General features: G+C 70.9%; 23 protein-coding genes. 16 read left to right on the plus strand and 7 right to left on the minus strand.

The window, feature by feature from the left end:
- Positions 1-18: 18 nt before the first annotated feature.
- Genes argJ through VEC04_RS11030 form a run of 3 tightly spaced genes read left to right on the plus strand, consistent with a single transcriptional unit; the run spans position 19 to position 2,021 of the window.
- The gene (gene argJ, locus VEC04_RS11020; protein WP_324776813.1) at positions 19-1,413 is read left to right on the plus strand and encodes a bifunctional glutamate N-acetyltransferase/amino-acid acetyltransferase ArgJ; all 1,395 of its coding nucleotides are present in this window, start codon (positions 19-21) and stop codon (positions 1,411-1,413) included.
- Complete coding sequence (locus VEC04_RS11025; protein ID WP_324776769.1) at positions 1,410-1,820, plus strand: (deoxy)nucleoside triphosphate pyrophosphohydrolase; 411 nt, start codon at positions 1,410-1,412, stop codon at positions 1,818-1,820. The genes argJ and VEC04_RS11025 overlap by 4 nt, the downstream gene beginning before the upstream one ends.
- 18 nt (positions 1,821-1,838) lie before the next feature.
- Positions 1,839-2,021: a Flp family type IVb pilin gene (locus VEC04_RS11030; RefSeq protein ID WP_324776771.1), complete on the plus strand. Its 183-nt coding sequence runs from the start codon at positions 1,839-1,841 to the stop codon at positions 2,019-2,021.
- A gap of 6 nt (positions 2,022-2,027) precedes the next feature.
- Here the strand turns inward: VEC04_RS11030 and VEC04_RS11035 are convergent, their stop codons facing one another.
- Positions 2,028-2,915 carry a methyltransferase domain-containing protein gene (locus tag VEC04_RS11035; protein ID WP_324776773.1) on the minus strand — a complete coding sequence of 296 codons (888 nt, stop codon included), beginning with the start codon at positions 2,913-2,915 and terminating at the stop codon, positions 2,028-2,030.
- Between VEC04_RS11035 and VEC04_RS11040 the strand changes: the two genes are divergently transcribed.
- The 7 genes from VEC04_RS11040 to VEC04_RS11070 are packed head-to-tail and all read left to right on the plus strand — an operon-like array spanning position 2,914 to position 7,072.
- The gene (locus tag VEC04_RS11040; RefSeq protein ID WP_324776775.1) at positions 2,914-3,720 is read left to right on the plus strand and encodes a ComF family protein; all 807 of its coding nucleotides are present in this window, start codon (positions 2,914-2,916) and stop codon (positions 3,718-3,720) included. The two genes, VEC04_RS11035 and VEC04_RS11040, sit on opposite strands and share 2 nt — an antisense overlap.
- Before the next feature lie 24 nt (positions 3,721-3,744).
- Positions 3,745-4,002 carry a glutaredoxin 3 gene (grxC, locus tag VEC04_RS11045; RefSeq protein WP_324776777.1) on the plus strand — a complete coding sequence of 86 codons (258 nt, stop codon included), beginning with the start codon at positions 3,745-3,747 and terminating at the stop codon, positions 4,000-4,002.
- On the plus strand, positions 4,002-4,850 hold the full coding sequence (locus tag VEC04_RS11050; protein ID WP_324776779.1) for a carbon-nitrogen hydrolase family protein: 849 nt from the start codon (positions 4,002-4,004) through the stop codon (positions 4,848-4,850). The genes grxC and VEC04_RS11050 overlap by 1 nt, the downstream gene beginning before the upstream one ends.
- On the plus strand, positions 4,847-5,278 hold the full coding sequence (locus tag VEC04_RS11055) for a DUF1178 family protein (RefSeq protein WP_324776781.1): 432 nt from the start codon (positions 4,847-4,849) through the stop codon (positions 5,276-5,278). The genes VEC04_RS11050 and VEC04_RS11055 overlap by 4 nt, the downstream gene beginning before the upstream one ends.
- 6 nt (positions 5,279-5,284) lie before the next feature.
- Positions 5,285-6,103: a helix-turn-helix domain-containing protein gene (locus VEC04_RS11060; protein WP_324776783.1), complete on the plus strand. Its 819-nt coding sequence runs from the start codon at positions 5,285-5,287 to the stop codon at positions 6,101-6,103.
- A gap of 31 nt (positions 6,104-6,134) precedes the next feature.
- Positions 6,135-6,602 carry a DUF6265 family protein gene (locus VEC04_RS11065; RefSeq protein ID WP_324776785.1) on the plus strand — a complete coding sequence of 156 codons (468 nt, stop codon included), beginning with the start codon at positions 6,135-6,137 and terminating at the stop codon, positions 6,600-6,602.
- A complete protein-coding gene (locus VEC04_RS11070) occupies positions 6,542-7,072 on the plus strand; it encodes a GNAT family N-acetyltransferase (RefSeq protein ID WP_324776787.1) in 531 nt (176 codons plus the stop codon). The genes VEC04_RS11065 and VEC04_RS11070 overlap by 61 nt, the downstream gene beginning before the upstream one ends.
- 4 nt (positions 7,073-7,076) lie before the next feature.
- On the opposite strand, the gene VEC04_RS11075 is transcribed toward VEC04_RS11070, so the two are convergent.
- Together VEC04_RS11075 and ubiG are read right to left on the minus strand one after the other, a co-directional pair.
- Positions 7,077-7,292 (minus strand): hypothetical protein, encoded by a 216-nt coding sequence (locus VEC04_RS11075; RefSeq protein ID WP_324776789.1) that lies wholly within the window; start codon positions 7,290-7,292, stop codon positions 7,077-7,079.
- 106 nt (positions 7,293-7,398) lie between these two features.
- Positions 7,399-8,202 carry a bifunctional 2-polyprenyl-6-hydroxyphenol methylase/3-demethylubiquinol 3-O-methyltransferase UbiG gene (gene ubiG / locus VEC04_RS11080; RefSeq protein ID WP_324776791.1) on the minus strand — a complete coding sequence of 268 codons (804 nt, stop codon included), beginning with the start codon at positions 8,200-8,202 and terminating at the stop codon, positions 7,399-7,401.
- A 55-nt stretch (positions 8,203-8,257) separates the two neighbouring features.
- On the opposite strand from ubiG, the gene VEC04_RS11085 reads away from it, so the two are divergent.
- The 5 genes from VEC04_RS11085 (at position 8,258) to VEC04_RS11105 (ending at position 14,955) form a co-directional block, all read left to right on the plus strand.
- The gene (locus VEC04_RS11085) at positions 8,258-9,532 is read left to right on the plus strand and encodes an aspartate kinase (RefSeq protein WP_324776793.1); all 1,275 of its coding nucleotides are present in this window, start codon (positions 8,258-8,260) and stop codon (positions 9,530-9,532) included.
- Between the two features lie 110 nt (positions 9,533-9,642).
- Entirely contained in the window at positions 9,643-11,847 is a 2,205-nt protein-coding gene (gene ptsP, locus VEC04_RS11090; RefSeq protein ID WP_414642674.1) for a phosphoenolpyruvate--protein phosphotransferase, read from the plus strand.
- 191 nt (positions 11,848-12,038) lie between these two features.
- Positions 12,039-13,145, plus strand: coding sequence for a helix-turn-helix domain-containing protein (locus tag VEC04_RS11095; RefSeq protein ID WP_324776797.1), 1,107 nt, complete (start codon positions 12,039-12,041; stop codon positions 13,143-13,145).
- Between the two features lie 56 nt (positions 13,146-13,201).
- The gene (ispG, locus tag VEC04_RS11100; protein WP_324776799.1) at positions 13,202-14,353 is read left to right on the plus strand and encodes a flavodoxin-dependent (E)-4-hydroxy-3-methylbut-2-enyl-diphosphate synthase; all 1,152 of its coding nucleotides are present in this window, start codon (positions 13,202-13,204) and stop codon (positions 14,351-14,353) included.
- Positions 14,354-14,355: 2 nt separating this feature from the next.
- Positions 14,356-14,955: a glutathione S-transferase N-terminal domain-containing protein gene (locus VEC04_RS11105; protein ID WP_324776801.1), complete on the plus strand. Its 600-nt coding sequence runs from the start codon at positions 14,356-14,358 to the stop codon at positions 14,953-14,955.
- 16 nt (positions 14,956-14,971) lie between these two features.
- Here the strand turns inward: VEC04_RS11105 and VEC04_RS11110 are convergent, their stop codons facing one another.
- Complete coding sequence (locus tag VEC04_RS11110; RefSeq protein WP_324776804.1) at positions 14,972-15,751, minus strand: sulfite exporter TauE/SafE family protein; 780 nt, start codon at positions 15,749-15,751, stop codon at positions 14,972-14,974.
- Positions 15,752-15,886: 135 nt separating this feature from the next.
- On the opposite strand from VEC04_RS11110, the gene prfA reads away from it, so the two are divergent.
- Positions 15,887-16,954, plus strand: coding sequence for a peptide chain release factor 1 (gene prfA / locus VEC04_RS11115; protein WP_324776806.1), 1,068 nt, complete (start codon positions 15,887-15,889; stop codon positions 16,952-16,954).
- A 158-nt stretch (positions 16,955-17,112) separates the two neighbouring features.
- Here the strand turns inward: prfA and recF are convergent, their stop codons facing one another.
- From recF to dnaN, 3 genes are all read right to left on the minus strand, one after another.
- Positions 17,113-18,246: a DNA replication/repair protein RecF gene (gene recF / locus VEC04_RS11120; protein ID WP_324776808.1), complete on the minus strand. Its 1,134-nt coding sequence runs from the start codon at positions 18,244-18,246 to the stop codon at positions 17,113-17,115.
- Between the two features lie 102 nt (positions 18,247-18,348).
- The gene (locus tag VEC04_RS11125) at positions 18,349-18,765 is read right to left on the minus strand and encodes an SseB family protein (RefSeq protein ID WP_324776810.1); all 417 of its coding nucleotides are present in this window, start codon (positions 18,763-18,765) and stop codon (positions 18,349-18,351) included.
- A gap of 3 nt (positions 18,766-18,768) precedes the next feature.
- Positions 18,769-19,887, minus strand: a complete 1,119-nt coding sequence (gene dnaN, locus VEC04_RS11130; RefSeq protein ID WP_324776812.1) for a DNA polymerase III subunit beta — start codon at positions 19,885-19,887, stop codon at positions 18,769-18,771.
- Positions 19,888-19,990 lie beyond the last annotated feature (103 nt).

A 19,990-nucleotide genomic window follows, 5' to 3' on the forward strand; every position in this document is an offset into this window, starting at 1 on the left:
CCCGCCCGCGAAGTCGACATGAGCCGGACGCCCGGGGCCGGCCGGGGCTCGGCCGGCCAGAAGATCGAACAGGCGCTGGAGAAGGCGCTGGACCCGTTGGCCACGGCGCTGAAGCGCGCCACCACGCCGGCCCGCCCGGCCTCCGCCCCGGCTCCCGCCGCGCCCGGCAAGCCCGGGCTGCAGGTCTCGCCCCTGGCGGTGCCGTTCCCGGCCATCACGCCGATCGCGGGCGTCGAGATCGCCACCGCCCGGGCCGGCTTCTACAAGCACGAGCGCGACGACCTCGTGGTGTTCCGCTTCGCCCGAGGCACGACCTGCGCCGGGGTGTTCACGCGCCACAAGGTCGGCTCGGCGCCGGTCGACTGGTGCCGCCGGCATCTTGACGCCGAGGGCGGCGGCTCGGACGTGCGGGCGCTGGTGGTCAACGCCGGTTGCGCCAACGCCTTCACCGGCAAGGCCGGGGCCGACGCCGCCCGGCGCACCGCCTCTGAGGTCGCCAAACGCTTCGGCTGCCGCCAGCGCGACGTCATGCTGGCCTCGACCGGCGTCATCGGCGTGGTGCTGGACGACCGCAGGATCGCGGCGCGGCTGAACGACGTCGAGGCCGGGCTGGACGCCGACGCCTGGCTGCGCGCCGGCCAGGGGATCATGACCACGGACACCTTCCCCAAGGGGTCGTTCGCCGAATGCGAGATCGACGGCCACAGGGTCCGCATCGCCGGCATCGCCAAGGGGTCGGGCATGATCGCCCCGGACATGGCGACCATGCTGGCCTTCATCGTCACCGACGCCGACATCCATCCGAACGTGCTGCGCGCCATGCTGGGCCTGCATGTCCGCACCACCTTCAACAGCGTCACCGTCGACGGCGACACCTCGACCAACGACACCTGCCTTCTGTTCGCCACCGGGGCCTCCGGCGCGCCGCGCATCGGCCGGGTCGGCGACCGGCGGCTGAAGGATTTCTCGCGCGCGCTGGACAGGGTGATGCTCGATCTCGCCCATCAGCTGGTCCGCGACGGCGAGGGCGCGACCAAATTTGTCAAGGTGACGGTCGACGGCGCGGCCAGCCCGGCCTCGGCCCGCAAGCTGGCCAAGTCGATCGCCGACAGCCCGCTGGTCAAGACGGCGCTGGCCGGCGAGGACGCCAACTGGGGCCGCGTGGTCATGGCCGTCGGCAAGACCGAGGAGCCGGTCGACCGCGACCGTCTGGCCATCCGCTTCGGACCGCACGTGGCGGCCATCGAGGGCGCCCCCTCGCCGCACTACGACGAGGCGAAGATGAGCGCCTATATGAAGAACGCCGAAATCGACATCACCGTCGACGTCGGCTCGGGCCGGGCCTCGGCGACGGTGTGGACCTGTGACCTGACCAAGCGCTACGTCGAGATCAACGGCGACTACCGCTCGTGAGCGACGGCCCGCCTACAGTCCTCGTCGTCGCCGTGGCGTTGATCGACGCCGACGGGCGGGTGCTGATCGCCCAGCGGCCCGAGGGCAAGCAGCTGGCCGGGCTGTGGGAGTTTCCGGGGGGCAAGGTCGAGGCCGGAGAGCGGCCCGAGGCGGCGCTGATCCGGGAGTTGAAGGAGGAGCTGGATATCGACGTGAACGAGGCCTGCCTCGCGCCGTTCGTTTTCACCAGCCACGCTTACGATTCATTTCACCTTCTTATGCCTTTGTATCTGTGCCGACGCTGGTCGGGGGTGGTTCGGAACCGCGAGCATGCGGCTCTGAAATGGGTGCGGCCGGACCGGTTGGCCGACTATCCGATGCCTCCGGCCGACGAACCCCTGGTCGCCTGGTTGCGCGATCTGCTCTAGCCGCCGAAGGAGGGGGCCATGCGTGCTTTGCTCTCCCGGTTCCTGGCCGATGAAAGAGGCGCGACCGCGCTGGAGTACGGCCTGATCATCTCGCTGGTGTTCCTCGTGGCGCTCGCCGGCATCACCGCCTTCGCCAGCGCCGGGTCCGGCGCCTTCAACGAAGCGATGAACCGGCTGGCGGCGGCGATCGGGGCGAACTGAGCCCCATCAGCCCTCCTCGCCGGTCCATTCCCTGACGCCGAGCGCGTCCGCCAGCCGCACCTTGGCCGACCCCCTCGGCAGCGGCTTCTGCTGGCTCTCGTGCGGCGCCCAGCCGGCCAGATGGATGATCTCGAACGTCGCGGGGATGCGTCCGTCCGCCTCGCCGAAACGCTCCGCGTAGAGTTCCGCAGCCCGCGCCAGAATGCCCCGGGTCAGCGGCCGGATCACACCGGCCAGGGCGTTGGTCTCGCCCATGGCCCGAAGGTCGCGGATCAGGGCGTAGAGATCGGGGTAGCGCACGGTCAGCCGGTCCACGTCCGACACCGGCAGGGCGAAGCCGGCGCGCTGGAGCAGGGCGGCGCCGTCGAAACCGTCGGCGAAGGGCGACACCCGCGCCTGGGCCCCGCCGCGAACCTCGAGTTCGGCCTGGGTCAGCACGGCGCGCAGCTCCTTCAGCGTCCCGGCTCCGGGCAAGGTCCCGAGAAACAGGCCATCCGGACGCAGGCCCCGGCGGATCTGCGCCAGGGCGCCGGGCAGGTCGTTGGCCCAGTGCAGGCTCATCAGGGACACGATCAGGTCCTGCGACTGGTCCGGCAGGGCCAGCGGGGCGGCGCCCGGAGCCGCCCGGGCCGCCTCGTCGCCCGGAACCTGCACCGGGCCGATCCGGCCGGCGGCCGCGCTGTCGGCCAGCAGCCGGGCGAACGGACCCGGGCGGGCCGACAGGTCGACGGCGTCCGGAAAGTCGCGCAGGATGACCTCCAGGCTGTTCACCGCGTTTTCGGCGGCCCGCACGTGCAGGAAGTCGGCGGCCGCGAAAGCCTTCTCCCCGCGCGCGAGCTTCGCCGCGCGGCGTCGGCTGTCGAAGATCTCGGGGGGACCGGGGGAGGCGCTCATGGCTCATGAGGATGGGGGTTGGCGCGAGCGATTGGAAGCCGGCAGGTCGCGGGTCGCCCTCGGGCTGCGGGCGCTCGGGCGCGGCGCGGCCGACCTGCTGATGCCGCCGCTGGCCCATGACAGCCCCGAGGCCACGGCCTCGGCGGGTCTGACCCCCGACGCCTGGACACGGGTGGTCTTCCTCGAGGACCCGGTCTGCGACGGCTGCGGCGCGGCGTTCGAGATGGACGGCGGCGTCTTCGCCGAGCCGCGCTGCGCCGCCTGCCTGGCCCAACCCTACGCCTTCGCCCGGGCAAGGGCGGCCTGCGTCTATGACGAGGCGTCGCGCGGCCTGATCCTCAAGTTCAAGCACGGTGATCACCAGCCGTTTGCGCCGCTGTTCGCGCGCTGGCTGAGCCGCTCGGCCGCGCCGCTGCTGGATGAGGCCGACGCGGTCGTGCCGGTGCCGCTGCACCGCTTGCGGCTGCTGTCGCGGCGCTTCAACCAGGCCGCCGAGATCGCCCGTCCGCTGGCCCGGAGCGCCAGGCTGGATTATCTGCCGGACGCCCTCTGCCGGCTCACCCATACGACCACCCAGGGCGGCAAGTCGGCGCGCGGGCGGCGTCTGAACGTCAGTAAGGCCTTCGCCGTGACCGACGAGGGGCGGCGCCGGATCAAGGGCCGGCGCATCCTTCTGGTCGACGACGTGTTGACCACGGGCGCCACCGCCGAGGCCTGCGCCCGCGCACTGCTGGAGGCCGGCGCCCGCGCCGTCGATCTGGCGGTCGTCGCCCGGGTGCGATCGGCGCGGGAATTGCCTATGTAGCGGTTACAGACACTGGAGATCCCCTTGGCCGACGTCGTCATCTACACCAAGCCCGGCTGCGGCTACTGCTACGCCGCCAAATCCCTGCTCGACGGCAAGGGCGCGGAGTACAAGGAGATCGTCGCCGCCAGGGACCCCGCCCTGAAGCAGGAAATGATCCAGCGGTCCGGGGGCCGGATGACCTTCCCGCAGATATTCATCGACGGAAAGCACATCGGCGGCTCCGACGACCTGCACGCGCTTGACCGCAAGGGCCAGCTGGACGCATTGCTCGAGGCCTGATGACCACACTGCCCGTCGCCCTGATCCAGACGAGGACGCCCGCCAGCCCGGCGGCGGCCCTCGCCCACGTCGAACCCCTGATCCGCGAGGCGGCGGCGGGGGGCGCGAAGTTGATCCTGACGCCGGAAGGCACGAATTTCCTGATCCAGGACCGGGCGCGGCGCGACGCGGTGCTGGAGACGCAGGAGCGCGACACGGCCGTCGCCGGACTGCGGGGGCTCGCCGCCGACCTGGGCGTCTGGCTGCTGATCGGCTCCGCCATCGTCCGCTCGGGACATGCCGGTGACGACCGGGCCGCCAACCGGTCGCTGCTGGTCGACGACCGCGGCGGCGTGGTCGCGACCTACGACAAGCTGCACGTCTATGATGTCGACCTGCCGACCGGCGAGCGCTGGCGCGAGAGCGCCACGGTGCGGCCGGGAGACGGCGCCGTCGTCGCCGACACGCCGTGGGGCGGGCTGGGCCTGACCATCTGCTACGACATCCGCTTTCCGCAGCTGCACCGGGCCCTGGCCAAGGCGGGGGCGGTGATGATCGCCGTGCCCGCCGCCTTCACCGTGCCGACCGGTGAGGCGCACTGGGAGACGCTGCTGCGCGCCCGGGCCATCGAGACCGGCTGCTACGTGCTCGCCCCGGCGCAGGCCGGCGTGCACGAGGACGGTCGCCGGACCTGGGGCCGTTCCACGGTGATCGCGCCGTGGGGCGAGGTGGTTGCCAAACTCGACCACGATGAAGCCGGCGTGCTGTTCGCCACCCTCGACCTCGACGCCGTGACGCGCGCCCGCAACGCCGTGCCGCAGCTGACCCACGACCGCGAATTCGCGGCTCCGGCTCCCTTGGCGTCATGATCCGCTACGCCCTCCAGTGCGACGGCGGCCACGGTTTCGAAGCGTGGTTCGGGGCGTCCGCCGACTATGACGATCAGGCGGCCCGCGGTCTGGTCGAATGCCCCGTCTGCGGCTCGCACGCGGTCAGCAAACAGATCATGGCCCCGGCCGTGGCGGGAACCCGCAAGACTTCCGGGGAGCCGGACGCCGCGAAGATGCAGGGTATGATGATGCAGGTCGCCCGCGAGGTCCGCAGCCACGTCGAGCAGAATTTCGATTACGTCGGCGACGCCTTCGCTCGCGAGGCGCGCGACATCCACGAGGGCCGCTCCGAGAAGCGCGAGATCTACGGCGAGGCCACGCCCGCCGAGGTCCGCAAGCTCAGGGAGGACGGCGTGCCCTGCGCGCCCCTGCCGCCGGTCCCGCCGGACCCGTCCAGGCTGAACTGACCGGCGATGCCGGCGGTGGGGGAGCGCTACGAGGAGTTCGAACCGCCCGCTTCCCTGCGGCCGTTCGTGCGCGCCCTCTGGACCTACGCCGCCCCCGACCCGGAACCGGCGGTGCAGCGCATCGCGCCGGACGGCTGCCCCGAACTGATCCTCGACATCGGCTCGCCCTATGAGGAGCAGGGCACGGACGGCGTCTTCCGGCTCCAGCCGCGCGCCCTGTTCGCCGGCCAGATGACGCGGCCGCTGGCCCTGAGGCCGGTCGGTCCCGTCGAGCTGGTCGCTGTCCGCTTCGAGCCGGACGGGGCCCGCGACTGGCTGGGTGTTCCGCTGGCGGAAGCGACCGACCGGCGGCTGGACATGGTCGGGCGGCTGGCCGGGCTCGAGCCGCCGACTGGCGATCCGGCGGCGCAGGTCGAGGTCATGGCCCGCTGGCTGGAGGCGCAGCGGCGCGCCGGAAACTGGGCCCTCGATCCGGCCGTCCGCGCGGAGATCGAGGCCGCCGGAGAGGAGCGGCCCACGCCGGCCCGCTCGCCCGCCGGACACCGCGCCCTGCAGCGCCGGTTCCGCGACCGCGTCGGCGTGCCGCCGCGCCTGCTGCGCTCGATCCTGCGCTTTCGTCGCGTCTTCGATCACGCCGCCGGGCCGGACGCGGCGGGCTGGCTGGAGGCGGGTCTGGAGGCGGGGTATTTCGATCAGCCCCAGTTGGCCCGGGACTTCCGCCGCTTCCTCGGCTGCACGGCCACCGAATGGGCCCGCGAACAGGCCGGTCTGGCGCGGGTGATCGCGTCGCAATCCTACAAGCCGGGTCCGCTGTCGCCGCACTAGGGTCCGGACCGAACCAGAGGGGATTTCACCGATGTCGACCGCCGCCCTTTTCGCCGCCCTGCTGACCCAGGCCGCGCCCACGCCCGACCTCTCGTGGATGGCCGGCTACTGGCTGGACTGCTCCGGCGGACGCGAGGTGTCGGAGACGTGGAGCGATCCGCGCGCCGGCCTCAGCGTCGGCCACGCCGTGACCGTATCGGACGACGGCGTCTCCTTCGAGGTGTCGCACGTCGGCGTGACGCCGCAGGGCTTCGCCTATGTCGCCCAGCCGGGCGGCGCGCCGCCAACCGTTTTCGTGCTGGCCGAAAGCGGTCCGGCGCGGGCCGTGTTCGCCAACGCCGAAAACGACTTTCCGACCCGCGTCATCTATGAACGCGACGGTGACGCCCTGACGGCCCGGATCGAGGGCGAGATCGGCGGACAGGCCCGGAGCATGGAATGGAATTTCAGGGCGGCCCCGCTGAACACCCGCTGTCCCGGCTGGACTGGCGCCCGATGACGACGGCCGATCTGGACGCCGTCGAGGAGATCGCCGTCCTCGGCTTCCCCGACCATTTCGAGGGCCGCGACTGTTTCGCGAACCGGCTGGCGCTGAACCCGGGCGGCTGTTTCGTGCTTGCCGGCGACGAGGAGCCGAAGGGCTATCTGGTCGCCTATCCGTGGCGGTCGAACGACACGCCGGCGCTGAACACCCTGATCGAAGCCATCCCGGACGACGCGGACCTTATGTATCTCCACGACCTCGCCCTGCACCCGGAAGCGCGCGGCGGCGGCTGGTCGCGACCGATCGTCGAGCGGTTGGCGGAGAACGCCGTCCGGGACGGCTGGCCGGCGCTGGCGCTTGTGGCCGTCAATGAAGCCGCGCCCTTCTGGGAAAGGCACGGCTTCGTCGTCGTCGAGAGCGCGGCCATGCGGGCGAAGCTGGCGAGCTACGGGCCGGACGCCCGCTACATGATCCGCCGGCTGTGAGGCTCTAGCTGCGGGTCCAGCCCTTGGCGGCCATGCAGTCGCGGAAGGCGTCGCCATGGCGATTGCCCGCCTCGGCGCGGCAGGCGTCGCGGGCGGCGTCGAACGGCTGGGCGTTGTTGCCGTGCCAGGCGTCGTCGCTGTCCGAGGCGTCGATGACGGTGACGCACCCCGACGCCATCAGGCTGGCGGAGACGGCGGCGAGGATCAGAAGGCGTTTCATGGGAAGCTCCTGCTTGGGGAGTTGAGGAATGGCCCCTCATCCCACCGTCAAGCTTGGCTGTCCCGTTACTTCGAGGTCAGGTCGATGAACGCTGGATGAACCGCGCTCAGTCGCGCGTGGCGACCATCATGTAGTTGATCCCGGCGTCCGCGCTCTCGCTCCAGCGGTCGGTCAGGGGATTGTAGACCAGCCCGAAAGGTCCGCTGACCGCCACCGGCTCCTCGGACAGCATAAGCCGGATCTCGTCGGGCTTGAGGAACTGGTTCCAGTCGTGGGTCCCGGCAGGCACCCAGCGCAGTACATATTCCGCCGCGATCTTGCCCAGGGCGAGGGACTTCAGGGTGCGGTTCAAGGTGGCCACGACCATCATCCCGCCGGGCTTCACCAGCCGGGCGCAGGTGCGCACGAAGGCCGCCGGATCGGCGACGTGCTCGATCACCTCGAGGGTCAGCACCACGTCGAACGGGCCGGCGCCCTCCGCCTCCAGCTGCTCCACCGTGGCGGCGCGCCAGGCGATGTCGAGGCCCTGCTGTTCCGCATGGGCCCGGGCCGTGCCGATGTTCTCGCTGGAGGCGTCGATGGCCGTCACCTCGAAACCAAGCCGCCGCATCGGCTCGGCGATCAGGCCGCCGCCGCAGCCGACGTCCAGCAGGGTCAGCCCGGCGAAGGGCTCCCGGCTCCGGACGTCGCGGCCGAAGCGTTCCGCCGCCCGGTCGCGGATGAAGCCGAGCCGGGCCGGATTGAACCTGTGCAGGGGTGCGAAGGGCCCGCGCGCGTCCCACCACTCCGCCGCCTGCGCCGAGAACCGCGCCACGTCGGCCGGGTCGATCGAGGGCCCGGCGGCGCGGTCGCTGAAATCCCCGCCGCTTTGGGGTTTGCGCGCCGATACCGTGTCGTTAGAAGCGACCATGGGCCGAGGGATGAACCCGGAAGGTTCTCCTTGCAAGACGGAGCGCTACGCCACGATGACGCGGCCAGGGTCTGATCGGCTGGTGATGAAGTTCGGCGGCACGTCGATGGGCGACCTCGAGCGCATCCGCCGCGCCGCGCGCATCGTCGCCGCCGAGGCTGCCTCCGGCAAGAAGGTGGCGGTGGTGGTCTCCGCCATGGCCGGCAAGACCAACGAGCTGGTCGCCTGGACCGATGGCGCCGGGCGTCCGGCGCAGGGTATCGAGATGTCGGACGACGAATACGACGTCGTGGTCGCCTCGGGCGAGCAGGTCACCTCGGGCCTGCTGGCCCTGACCCTGCGCAACATGGGGCTGAATGCGCGCAGCTGGATGGGCTGGCAGATTCCGATCCTGACCGACGACGCCCACGGCCGGGCCCGCATCGAGGACGTGCCGGGCGAGGTGCTGGGCGCGGCGCTGGACAGGGGCGAGATCGCGGTGGTTCCGGGCTTTCAGGGCGTCACCCGCGACGGGCGCATCACCACCCTCGGCCGCGGCGGCTCCGACACCTCGGCGGTGGCGGTGGCCGCGGCGCTGGGCTGCGCCTGCGACATCTACACCGACGTGGACGGCGTCTACACGACCGACCCGCGCATCGAATCCCGCGCCCGCCGCCTCGAAAAGGTCTCCTATGAGGAGATGCTGGAGATGGCCTCGCTCGGGGCCAAGGTGCTGCAGACCCGCTCGGTCGAGCTGGCCATGGCGAAGCAGGTCCCGGTGCGGGTCCTGTCCAGCTTCATCGAACCCGACGAGAACGGCGTCCTGCCCGCCCTGTCCGGCACCCTGATCTGCGACGAGGAGGAAATCGTGGAGAAACGCATCGTATCCGGCGTGACCATGAGCCGCGACGAGGCCCGCATCACCCTGCTGGGCCTGTCCGACCGGGTCGAGGCGCCGGCGGACGTCTTCACCCGCCTGGCCGAGGCCAACGTCAATGTCGACATGATCGTGCAGAGCCAGGCCCGCAGCGAGGGGCAGGTCAACCTGACCTTCACCACCGGCCGGCGCGACGCGCCCCGCGCGGCCGAGCTGATGCGCGCCGCCCAGCACGAGATCGGCTTCGAGGAGCTGCGCGTCGACGAGGATGTGGCCAAGGTCTCGGTCGTCGGCGTCGGCATGCGCAGTCACGCGGGCGTCGCACAAACCATGTTCAGGGCGCTGGCCGACAAGGGAGTCAAGTTCCAGGCCATCTCGACCTCGGAGATCAAGATCAGCGTATTGATCGACGCGGCCTATGCGGAGCTGGCCGTTCGTGCGCTTCATTCGGCATACGGTCTGGAAGCGGTCTAGAATCGAAGCTTGGCGGCGCCTATCTGCGCCGATCTGTTGGAGGGGCCATGCCGGTTGGCGGATTGACGACGAGGGGGCCGCGGAACCTCCTTCGCCAGATCCGCGAGGCTATGGCGGGGGCGGCGCCGGCCCAGGACCGTCTGGACACCGTTGTCAGGATCATCGCCCAGTCGATGGTCGCCGAGGTCTGCTCGATCTACCTGCGGCGCGCCTCCGGCGAACTGGAGCTGTTCGCCACCCAAGGCCTGAAGCCCGAGGCGGTGCACACCACCCGGCTGCGGCCCGGCGAGGGCCTCGTCGGCGAGGTGGCCCGGACGGCCGAGCCGATCAGCCTGTCCGACGCCCCGTCGCACCCCAGCTTCGCTTACCGGCCTGAAACCGGCGAAGACCCGTACCACGCCTTCCTCGGCGCCCCCCTGCTGCGCGGCGGCCGGGCCATCGGCGTCCTCGTCGTCCAGAACCGCTCCGAGCGCCGCTACGACGAGGAAGAGGTCGAGGACATCCAGACCATCGCCATGGTTCTGGCCGAGACCGTGGCGTCGGGTGAGCTGCTGGCCCAGGACGAGCTGCGCGACATCGAGGTGGCGCCGCACCGGCCCGAGCGGCTCAAGGGCCAGCGGTTCGCGGAGGGTCTCGCCTATGGCCACGTCGTCCTGCACGAGGCCCCGGTGCCGCCCGAGAACCTGCTGGCGGAAAATCCGCAGGTCGAGGAAATCCGCCTGCGCGAGGCGCTGATCGCGCTGAAGGCCAATATCGACGGCCTGCTCGAAGGCGGTCAGGGCAAGCTGGCCGGCACCTCCTTCGAGGTGCTCGAAACCTACCGCATGTTCGCCGACGACCGGGGCTGGAACCGGTCGCTGGAGGAGGCGGTGCGCACCGGCCTGACAGCCGAGGCCGCCGTCGACCGGGTCCGGAACGAGCACCGCGCCCGCTTCGCCACCGCCCGCGACCCCTACATCCGCGAACGGCTGCACGACTTCGAGGATCTGGCCAACCGGCTGCTGAGGTTGCTGGCCGGCGACAAGCCCGGCGAGCGCGACCTCCCGGACGACGCCATCCTCGTCGCCCGCAACCTCGGCCCGGCCGACCTGCTGGAATACCCGCGCCACAAGCTGAGGGGACTGCTGCTCGAGGAGGGGTCGGCCGCCAGCCACGCCGCCATCGTCGCGCGGGCGCTGCAGATCCCCTGCGTCGGCCGCCTGATGGGCCTGCGCGACCGCCTGTCCGAGGGCGATCTGGCCATCGTCGACGGAGAGACCGGCGAAGCCTATCTGCGGCCGCGCCCCGACATGCTGATGGCCGTGCAGTCGCGCATCGAGGTGCGCAGCGAGCGGCAGAAGGAATTCACCCGCCTGCGCGGCGTCGACGCCGTCACCCTCGACGGCACCCGCATCACCGTCCTGACCAACGCCGGTCTCGCGGTGGATCTGGAGAACCTCGACGCCACCGGGGCCGAGGGCATTGGCCTGTTCCGCACCGAATTCCAGTTCATGGTGTCCGAGGAGCTGCCGCGCCTCGACAGCCAGACCGCCCTCTACAGGCTGGTGCTGGACACCGCGGGCGACCGCCCCGTCACCTTCCGCACCCTGGACATCGGCGGCGACAAGGTCCTGCCGTATCTTGAAACCGAGCGGGAAGAGAATCCGGCCATGGGCCGCCGCGCCATCCGGCTGGGGCTGGACCGGCCCGGCCTGCTGCGGCTCCAGCTGCGGGCGTTGCTGACCGCCGCCGCCGGGCGCGAGCTGCGGGTCATGTTCCCCATGATCGCCACGGTCGACGAGTTCCGCGCCGCCCGCGAGCTGGTCGATGTCGAATGCGCCTGGGCGCGGCGGCGGGGACGGGCGCTCCCGGCCCTGCTGCGCGTCGGGGCGATGATCGAATGCCCGTCGCTGCTGTGGCACCTCGACGCCCTGCTGCCGCTGACCGACTTCGTCTCGATCGGCACCAATGACCTGTTTCAGTACATGTTCGCGGCCGACCGGACCAATCCGCTGGTCTCGGACCGCTACGATCCGCTGTCGCCGCCCCTGCTCAGGGCGCTGGCCGAGATCCAGAAGAAATGCGCCGACACGGGGACGCCCGTCTCGGTCTGCGGCGAACTGGCCGGACGGCCGCTGGAAGCCTTCGCCTTGCTGACGCTGGGTTACACCCGCCTGTCGGCCCCGGCGGGCGGAGTCGGACCGGTCAAACGCATGATCCTGTCCGCCGATCTGCCGGCCGCCCGGCGCGGCATGGCCAACCTGCTGGGATCGTCTTCGGGCTCGATCCGCGGCGAACTCGAATCGCTGGCCCGGAAATTGAACATCACGATCTGAAACGTCCCGGCCAACCACGCCGGTACGGCTAACAAATCGTTGATCGGCCAACTCAAATGAGTTATCCACAAGGCGTAACCTGGTGGTCTGCGGGGGCGGGCACGAACTGTCATCCCGATATGATACAGGCCACCGGTTCGAGTACGGCGCGTGGGAACACCTTGCGCGCGCCGAGTATGGGGTCAGGCCAGATGGCGCTGGATACGGGGAACACCCCGGAAGAGTTTCGGGGACATCCCGACTGGAAGGATGTGGTTCCTTCCGTCACGGACGCACCGACTCTGGGCGACAGTCTGCGGGTCGCCAGAACCCACTCCGGCCGCTCGCTAGCCGAACTTTCTAGCATCACCCGGGTGCCTGCGCGCTATCTGACGGCGCTCGAGCAGAACGACTTCTCGGTTCTGCCGAACCGGGTCTTCTCGATCGGCTATGTCCGCGCCTACGCGGGCGCGCTCGGCCTCGACGAACAGCTCGCCGTCGAACGCTTCAAGCGCGAGAGCCCGGATCCGTCCGTGCCGCTGCAGCCCCCGGTCGGCGTCGCCTTCGAGGAGGTCAAACGCTATTCGCCCCGCCTGATCGCCGCCGGACTGGCGCTGGTCCTGGCGGTGGTCGGCTGGAACGTGTTCCAGCGCGTCAGCCTGATGCGCGCCCCCGAGCCCTCGGACATCGCCGCGGTTCCCGAAAGCTGGACCCTCGGCGCCGTGCCGGGCCAGGAGCAGTTCCTGCGCCTCACCGCGCCGCGTCCGGCGCCGCCGGACCAGACGGTGCCGGCGCTCTACATCACGCCGGGTCTGGAAGCCGAGCTGACCGGCATCGACCCCGCCTCGCCCGAAGGTCTGGCCGCCGCGGCCGCCGCCGCGCCACCGGTGCAGAAGGCCTTCAATCCGCGCGGCGCCATCTACGGCGCCTCGGCCAACGCCTCGCAGGTGGTGCTGCAGGCCCGCAAGTCGGCCTATCTGATCGTGCGCATGGCTGACGGACGCGTGCTCTTCGCGCGCCAGCTGGCCGCCGGCGACGCCTGGCGCGCCCCGGTCGGGGTGGCGGCCACGGTCGAGGTGCAGGACGTGTCGGCCTTCGACATCTATCTGAACGGCGAGCACGGCGGCGTCCTCGCGGCGGCCCAGACCTCGCTGAACCAGCTGAACCTGCGCGCCCAGGCGCTGGCCCGCCAGGCCGCCGCCGAGGTGGCCGCGCGCACCGAGGCCGCTCGCACCGCCGCTGTCCAGGCCCAGGCCGAGGCGCAGCTGCGGGCCTCCAACGCGGTCCAGAGCGCCGTCTCCACCACCGCCGGAGGCTGACCGCGACGCCTTGCGTCGTGGCGATGCCGCAATCGCGCGCCTATGTTCCTCCCGACATGAGCTACGACCACGCATCCGAACTCGGGCACGTCCGCCCGTGGCGCCACATCGAGCGCCGCAAAAGCCGCCAGATCATGGTCGGCAACGTTCCCGTGGGCGGCGGCGCGCCGATCACCGTCCAGTCGATGACCAATACCCCGACCTCGGACGCGGCGGCGACGATCGACCAGATCCGCCGGCTGGAGGAGGCCGGGGCCGACATCGTCCGCGTCTCCTGCCCCGACGAGGACTCCACCGCCGCCTTCCGCACCATCGCCCGCGAAGCGAAGGTCCCGCTCGTGGCCGACATCCATTTTCACTACAAGCGCGGCATCGAGGCCGCACAGGCCGGCGCCGCCTGCCTGCGCATCAATCCCGGCAACATCGGCTCGCCCGACCGCGTCCGCGAGGTCATCCAGGCGGCCAAGGACCACGGCTGCTCGATGCGCATCGGCGTCAACGCCGGCTCGCTGGAGCGCGACCTGCTCGAGAAATACGGCGAGCCCTGTCCCGACGCCATGGTCGAGAGCGCCCTGGACCACGCCCGCATCCTGCAGGACCACGACTTCCACGAGTTCAAGATCTCGGTGAAGGCGTCCGACCCCTTCCTCACCGTGGCCGCCTACCAGCAGCTGGCCGAGGCCATCGACTGCCCGCTGCACCTCGGCGTCACCGAGGCGGGCCCGCTGCGCACCGGCACCATCAAGTCGGCCATCGGCATGGGCTCGATGCTGTGGGCCGGCATCGGCGACACCATCCGCGTCAGCCTCGCCGCCGACCCCGTCGAGGAGATCAAGGTCGGCTTCGACATCCTCAAATCGCTCGGCCTGCGCCATCGGGGCGTCAACATCATCGCCTGCCCGTCCTGCGCCCGTCAGGGCTTCAACGTCATCGAGACGGTAGGCATCCTGGAAGAGAAGCTGGCCCATGTGACCACGCCGATGTCGCTGTCGATCATCGGCTGCGTCGTCAACGGCCCCGGCGAGGCGCTCTATACCGACGTCGGCTTCACCGGCGGCGGGAAGGGGTCCGGCATGGTCTATCTGGACGGCAAGACAGCCCACAAGCTGGCCAACGAAGGCATGATCGACCACATCGTCGAACTGGTCGAGGCCAAGGCCGCCGAGCTGGACGCCGCCCGAAACGCCGCCCTGCAAGCCGCCGAGTGACCATGAAGCTCTACATCACCGTCCCGTCCCCCTACGCCCGCAAATGCCGCATCGTGGCCCGCGAGAAGGGACTGGCCGGCCGCATCGAGGAGATCGCGGTCGATCCCTACGCCAACGCGCCCGAGCTGCTGCAGGCCAATCCGCTGGTGCAGGTGCCGACGCTGATCGCTGAGGACGGGCTGCCGCTCAACGACAGCCCGGTGATCTGCGAATACCTCGACGCGCTCGGCGAAGGCCCGCGCCTGCTGCCCGAGGGCGGCCCGGAACGGCTGCGGGTGCGCCGGATGGAGACCTTGGCCAGCGGCGCGCTGGAGATGGGCGTCAAGTTGGTGCTGGAGAAGCGCCGCCCCGAACACGAGCGCTCGCCGTCGTGGATCGAGCGCTGGACCCTCAACATGGGCCGCGCCCTCGACGCGCTGGAAGCGGCCGCGCCCGACGCGTCGCGGCTCGACGTCGGCGTCATCACCGCCGGGGTGGCGGTGACCTGGATCGGCTTCCGGCATCCAGACTTCGACTGGAAGACGCGCCGGCCGAACCTCGTCGCGCTACAGGCGGCGCTCGAGGCGCGGCCCAGCTTCCTGCAGACCCGCCCCGACGCCTGACCCCCGACGCCTGACTTCAGGCGAGGACGCCGGCCAGCTGCAGGCCCTGGAAGGCCGCCAGCACCAGCAGCAGGCCGCCGACGGCATAGGTCAGCACCCGCCGCGGCACCCGCTTGGCGATCAGCCCGGCGAAGGGCGCGGCCGCCAGCCCGCCGACCACCAGCCCGCCCACCGCGGCCGCGTGGTTCTGCAGGGCGTCCGCCTCGCGCCAATGGCCGGACAGCAGCGCCCAGACGAAGGCGGCGCTGATGGCCACCGCAAGGAAGAACTCGGCGGTGTTGACCGTGCCGATGGCCCGGCGCGGCTCCTGTCCGGCCCCGACGAGGGTCGAGGAGACCGTCGGCCCCCATCCCCCGCCGCCGATGGCGTCGAGGAAGCCGCCGACCAGCCCCAGCGGGGCCGTCACCCAGGAGGGGATGCGGCGGATGCGGATGTCGTGCCCGGCGCGCCACAGGATGTAGACGCCCATCATGGCCAGATAGGCGATCACGAAGGGCTTGATGGCCGAGCCCTCGACCCCGGTCAGCACATAGGCGCCGAAACAGCCGCCGATCACGCCGGCGACGGCCAGCGGCAGCAGCAGCCGCCAGTCGACGTTGCGATGCCAGACATGGCTCCCGGCCGAGGCGGCGGTGGTGAACACCTCCGCGCCGTGCACGCTGGCCGAGGCCGTCGCGGGCGGCACCCCGAGCGCCAGCAGCACCGATGACGAAATGACCCCGTAGGCCATGCCCAGGGCGCCATCCACGGCCTGGGCCAGGAACCCCACCATCAGGAAGAGCAGAAAGGTGTCCATGCGCCCCCTTGGCGTGGCCGAAGCCTTGCTTCTCCGTTGAAAGGCGAGGCGATGCAATTGGTTGCTGCGCCCTCCATCGACAGATCGCGCGCCGTCGCGCTAAGGCTCTCTCCCTTTCATCAGGATTTGTCTCCCTTGCGACTGCCCCAGGCCCGGCTCGATCAGGTGCTCGACCGCTTCCACCAGGTGGAGGCGCGCATGGGCGCGGCCACGGACGGTCAGGAGATCGTTCGCCTGTCGAAGGAGCACGCCGAGATCAAGCCGGTAGCCGACGCGGTCACGGCCTTGGCCCGCATGCGCGCCGAGATGGCTGATCTGGAGGCCATGGCCGCCGATCCCGAGATGGCCGACATGGCCGCCGACGAGCTGGAGACCCTCAAGGCCCGCCTGCCCGACATGGAGCGCGACGTCGCCCTGCTGCTGGCCCCGCGCGACGCCGACGAGAACGCCTCGGCGGTGCTGGAAGTGCGCGCCGGCACCGGCGGCGACGAGGCGGCCCTCTTCGCCGGCGACCTGTTCCGCATGTATTCGCGCTACGCCTCCACGCGGGGGTGGAAGGTCGAGGTCGACTCCGCCACCGAAGGCGAGGCCGGCGGCTACAAGGAGATCATCGCCACGGTCACCGGCGAGGGCGTCTTCGGCCGGCTCAAGTTCGAGAGCGGCGTCCACCGCGTCCAGCGCGTGCCGACCACCGAGGCCGGCGGCCGCATCCACACCTCGGCCGCCACCGTCGCCGTCCTGCCCGAGGTCGAGGACGTAGAGATCGAGATCCACGAAAAGGACATCCGCATAGACACCTTCCGCGCCTCCGGCTCGGGCGGCCAGCACGTCAACAAGACGGACTCGGCGGTGCGCATCACCCACCTGCCGTCGGGCATCGTGGTGACCTCTTCGGAGAAGTCGCAGCACGTCAACCGCGACAAGGCGATGAAGAACCTGCGCGTCCGCCTCTACGACATGCAGCGCCAGGAGAAGGACCTCGCCCGCTCCAGCGCCCGCAAGTCCCAGGTCGGCTCGGGCGACCGCTCGGAACGCATCCGCACCTACAACTTCCCGCAAGGGCGGGTCACCGACCACCGCATCGGCCTGACCCTGCACAGCCTGCCCCAGATCCTCGAGGGCGACCTCGACCCCATGCTCAACGCCCTGATCGCCGAGGACCAGGCGGCGCGGCTGGCCGATCTGGAAGCGGAGCTGGGGTAACTACCCTTGCCGTCACCCTCGGGCCTGACCCGAGGGCCGGACCATCCGGTGCTCCGTCGAAGGCGCTGGGGAGCGGTCGCCAGGCCGCCCCGATCGCACAGCTCGCCTCTCGCCTCTGATCCTCGGGTCAAGCCCGAGGATGACGGGATGAGGAGGGCCTAGCCCTCCACCGTCAACCCCCCGCCCTCGACCTTCACGAACTGCGCCCGGCCGCGCAGCGGCCCGAACAGCTCCGCCTCCGTCCCTGTCAGGAACGCCTGCAGCCCCAGCGCCTCGATCTCGTCGAACAGGGCGGCGCGGCGGCGGGTGTCGAGGTGGGCCGGGGCCTCATCGAGCAGCAGGATCGGCGCGGCCGCCTGACCCGCCAGCCGGGCGATCTGGGCGAGGATCAGGTTCAGCACCAGCGCCTTCTGCTCGCCCGACGAGCCTTCGGCGGCCGGGCGGTTCTTCTCCCGGTGGAGGGCCGTCAGATCGGACCGGTGCGGCCCGAACAGCGAGCGACCGGCGGCGGCGTCGCGGGCGCGGCTGCGGGCCATGCCCTCGCGGATCGCCCCGGCGATGGCCCCGGCGCCCGCCCCGGCGGCGGCCATGGCCTCGGTCTCGCCGGACAGGCCGAGGTCAGCCTGCGGGAACGGCCGGTCGCCGCGCGTGTCGATGGCGGCCTGCAGGGTGACCAGCGCCCCGGCGCGGGCCAGGGCCGCGGCGGCGCCCGCCTCGCCCAACCGCAGCTCCAGCGCGTCCAGCCACAACGGATCGGCGGGCCGGCCTTCCGTCCCGTCCGTCAGCAGCCGCAGCCGCTCGCGCAGGGCTTTCTCATAGGCGGTGACCGAGGCGGCGTGGTCCGGGTCGGCGGCGAACACCAGACGGTCGAAGAATTTCAGCCGCGCCGCCCGCGCGTCGGAGAACAGCCGATCCTGCTCCGGCGTCGCCCAGACCGGCCGCAGGTGGTCCAGCAGCCGCCCCGGCTGGGCCGTTTCGCCGTCGATGCGCACGATCCGCCGCACCGCGCCCGGCGACTGCACCCCGGTGCCCAGTCTGGTTTCGTCCTCGCCGTCGGTCAGCACCGCCGCCACGGCCCAGGCCCGGCCGCCGGCCTCGCCCGGCTCGCGCCGCCCCATCTCCGGCGCCGCCGCCCCCCGCAGCCCCTTGCCGGGCGTGAACAGGCTCAGCGCCTCCAGCAGATTGGTCTTCCCCGCCCCGTTCGGCCCATGCAGCACCACCGTCCCCGCCGCGATGGACAGGCTGGCGCTCGCATAGGAGCGGAAATCGGTGAGGGTGAGGGCGGTGATCAAGCGATTGGCCGGGGACTGGTGATGAGTGGCTGGATCGAGCGCATCCGCCGCCCCCAATCCCTAGCCACTATTGAGCCCCTTCCCAACCGGGGACTCGAGCCCTTACTGACTTTGGCCCGCCTGACCCCCGCGCGCCTTCATCCGGGCGACCCCGTGGGGCGGCATGCTGAAGCCGACGGCCTCGCCGGGATTCACAGCGATGCCGTACTCGTCGCCGACCACAGTCAGGATCCAGTCGGCGCGAACCTCACGCGCGTAGGGATACTGCGGCGCGTTGCGGGACCAGTTCGAGCACTTTCCGGCCGTGGTGAAGACGACGAGCGCGAGATATCCCTCCGGCGTCGACACCGTCAGCGGGGAGATGGCTTCAGGGTCAGGCCCCGGGTCTTCCGCGAGCATGACGACGACGTACGATTTCATGAACGCCGACGCGAGGTCATCAAGACTTCCGCCGTCCAGTGCCGCGATGATCGCCGCTTCGAGTGGCGCGCCGGCCTCCTCGGGCGGGGGGACCTGCACGCCCTACACCCGCAGCGGCATCAGCACGTACTGCACGCCCGGGTCACCCGGATCGAGGACCAGCGTCGGGCTGGCCGGGTCGGCGAATTTGAAATGCGCCGTCTCGCCGGTGATCTGGCCGGCGACGTCGAGCAGGTAGCGGGCGTTGAAGCCGATCTCGAATGGCTCTTCGGAATAGCCGATCTCGACCTCCTCGACGCCCTGGCCGGCCTCCATGTTGCGCACCGTCAGGGTCACCCGGTCCAGCTCGAAGGCCAGCTTCACGCTGCGGCTCTTCTCGGCGGAGATGGTGGCGACGCGGTCGACGGCCGAGGCGAAGACGGCGTTGTCGATGTCGGCCTGCTTGTCGTTGCCCTTGGGAATGACGCGCATGTAATCGGGGAAGGCGCCGTCGATGACCTTCGACGTCAGCGACGCCTGGCCGAACTCGAAGCGGATCTTCTGCGGGCTGACCATGACCTCCACCGCGCCGGAGCCGTCGTCGAGCAGGCGGCGAACCTGATCCACCGTCTTGCGGGGCACGATGACGCCCGGGCCGCCCGCGGCGCCCTCGGGAGCCGGGGTCTCGGCGAGAGCCAGACGGTGGCCGTCGGTGGCTACGGCGCGCAGCAGCGGAATGCCGGCCTCGGCCACGGTGTGCAGATACAGGCCGTTCAGATAATAGCGGGTCTCTTCCGTCGAGACCGCGAACCGGGTCTTGTCGATCAGCCGCGCCAGGTCTTCCTTGGGCAGGGAGAAGCGGGCGCCCGAGGTGTCGGTCGACATGACCGGGAAGTCGCCGGCGGGCAGGACCGGCAGGTTGAACTTGGACCGGCCCGCCTGAACGACCAGCCGGGGATCGTCGCCGGAGTAGCTCAGCGAGACCTCGGCCCCGTCGGGCAGCTTGCGGACGATCTCATACAGGGTGTGGGCCGGGGCGGTGATCTGGCCCTCGACGTTCACCTGGGCCTCGGCCTCGTCCACCATCTCCATGTCGAGATCGGTGGCGGCGAAGCTCAGCTTGTCGCGCTCCGCGCTGAGCAGGACGTTGGACAGGATCGGAATGGTGTTGCGGCGCTCGACGACGCTCTGCACGTGCCCGAGGGCCTTGAGGAGCGCGGATCGTTCGATAGTCAGCTGCATGTCGTCTCGCCCGGCTGCGGCGACTCAAAGCGTCACCGCGAATAGAGGGCCTTGGACACTAACGGATTGGCGGCGCGGGGCAAGGAAGGGGCGGGGGCTGCGG

This window comes from Brevundimonas sp., assembly GCF_035626535.1.
In the GTDB taxonomy this organism is placed as follows: domain Bacteria; phylum Pseudomonadota; class Alphaproteobacteria; order Caulobacterales; family Caulobacteraceae; genus Brevundimonas.